The 2,289-nt window shown below is 34.2% G+C and carries 1 protein-coding gene; it reads right to left on the bottom strand.

What is annotated here, in order from left to right:
- A partial coding sequence (locus AJN60_RS01535) for a beta strand repeat-containing protein (RefSeq protein ID WP_441294114.1) occupies positions 1–2,261 on the bottom strand: 2,261 nt, incomplete at its 3' end.
- Positions 2,262–2,289 lie beyond the last annotated feature (28 nt).

The following is a 2,289-nucleotide window of genomic DNA, read 5'->3' as shown; positions in this document are numbered from 1 at the left end:
GTTATTGGATCAAAGCTTAAAGATATTTCTCCACCTCCATTGGTTCCTATATTGCCAATATTGTTTTGATTAACACCTGAGATGATATTGCTTATATTACCTAATTCTTCAAGATTAACATTGCTTTGATCTACAGTGATGTTTTCTACTTGTACATTATTTGCACCACTTCCACCTACAACTACAGTGTCTAATTTACCTGTTTCTTTATCTGTAGAAACAACCCAATCTTTAATTCCAACACTACCACTACCATTGTTAGTTACTGTATTACCATTGCTATCTTTACCTACTGAGCCTTGGTTGGAAATAACTAAATCAGCATTACCATTATTTGTAATACCTCCACCTATAGTAGCACCTTCTCCATTAGAAATTTCAAGTTTATTATCACTGTTATTAGTGATAGAACCGCTTATACCTGTATTAGAAGTAGAAGTGTTAGTGATGGAGTCAAGCTGACTGTTTTTATCAATTGTAATAGAACCAGTAATAGAGCCTTCTCCTTCATTAACAAGACCACCTTCTACCTTAGCTCCACCTTCTATCTTGATATCGCTACCTATAGATGCACTATCCGTATTGACTATATTTCCTTCAAGCTTAGTGTTTTCCCCACTAACTGTAATACCACCTGTTATACTTCCTGAGCCAGAATTAGAGATAGCTTGACCTGAAGAAGAAGTTACAGTAGCTCCATCTTCTACTTTTATAGAGCCTTCTATTTTTCCGCTTTCATTAGATATACCAGCGCCACTTCCACCTTCTACTCTAGAACCTTTTCCAGATAAAATTATTTCTCCGCTTAAAGAAGCTGCTTTTTCTAATCTTATACCATTAACTTTACCTTGTATAATGCCACCATTTTTAAGTTCTATTTTACTAGTACTTGAACCAACATCTAAAGCAATTCCATGATTATCGCTATAAATTCCACTTACTGTACCATCTTTTTTTAAGTTTGTTCCATCTATATATAATTCTCCTAGAGTTTGCCATTGACCTACTGCTATTCCAGCTTTTTTTCCATAAACTACACCTCCATCTTTTATGGTAAGTGTTCCAAATTTACCATAGGATACATATATAGCAGAAGTAGCTGAATTGATAGTTCCTGTGTTGATGATATTTTCTATGGTGCCACCCTGTCCTAGTTTTATGGCACCACCCCAATCTATATCGCTAGTGCTATTTATAGTGCCTTTATTTTCAAGTGTTTTTATAATGCTATTTTGTATAAGAATGGCAGCAGAACCACCATTCATAGTACCATTATTGATAAAATTTTCTATGGTTCCACCCGATGATCTTATAGCCCCAGAAACTCCTTGTATAATTCCATCATTAACAAAAGTTTTGATATCAGTGTTTCCACTTACCCAAACCCCGTTACTCCATTCTATGCTTTGTCCAATTGAATCAATTAAACCTTTATTAGTAAAAGTATCTATTTTTGTATTAACAAGCACTCCTGCTTCTGAGCCTTGTATGGTTCCACTGTTAGCATTGGTAAAATTTGTCATAGTACCTTGGCCTATATTAACCCCCTTGCCTGCACTAATAAAACCACTATTAGTAAAGCTATTTATATTGGAATTGTTTGCAACATCAATGGCAATTGAATTGCTTGTGATAGTTCCGCTATTATTAAAGGTTTCTATATTGGTATTTTTTCCTTCGAAAAAAATTCCTTTATCATTATTAGAAGCTGTTATAGTCCCACTATTTTCAAATTTATCTATATTAAGAGTTCCTGAATTATTTCCCCAAATTCCCATATAAATTTGACCATTAACTTGACCTTTATTTTCAAAGGTGTTAACAGTGATGGTTCCTGTGAGGTTATCTTGGCTATTTTGTATGGCTACTTTACCATTGATGGTTCCATTGTTGGTAAGATTGGTAAGTGTAAGAGTATCGCTACCACTAGCATGGGCGTAAATAATATTACCTTTATTACCTATACTGCCTAAAGTTCCGCTTGATCCGATTGTTAAAGAATTTGATGTTCCATTTCCAGTAATGGTTATTGTGTTAGTCTCTGAACCACTTACAGTCGTATTAGTATTCTGATAAACACTTGCTGATCTAGCCTTAACATTTTTATTTGCTTCATCATAAGTTTTTATTTCAGGAGCAAGTGTAGCATTAGCACAACTCGCTAAGAAAGAAATAGTAGCTAAAGATAAAACTATCTTTTTAGAATTTAAACAGGATTCTTTAATCCCCCCCCCCCATGGACACCTTACTTGAAATAATATTTTTACTCAAATATTTTTCTCCTTCCTT

The organism is Campylobacter sp. BCW_4323, from assembly GCF_001763115.1.
Lineage (GTDB): Bacteria > Campylobacterota > Campylobacteria > Campylobacterales > Campylobacteraceae > Campylobacter_D > Campylobacter_D jejuni.
This window is presented reverse-complemented; position numbering and strand designations above follow the sequence as displayed.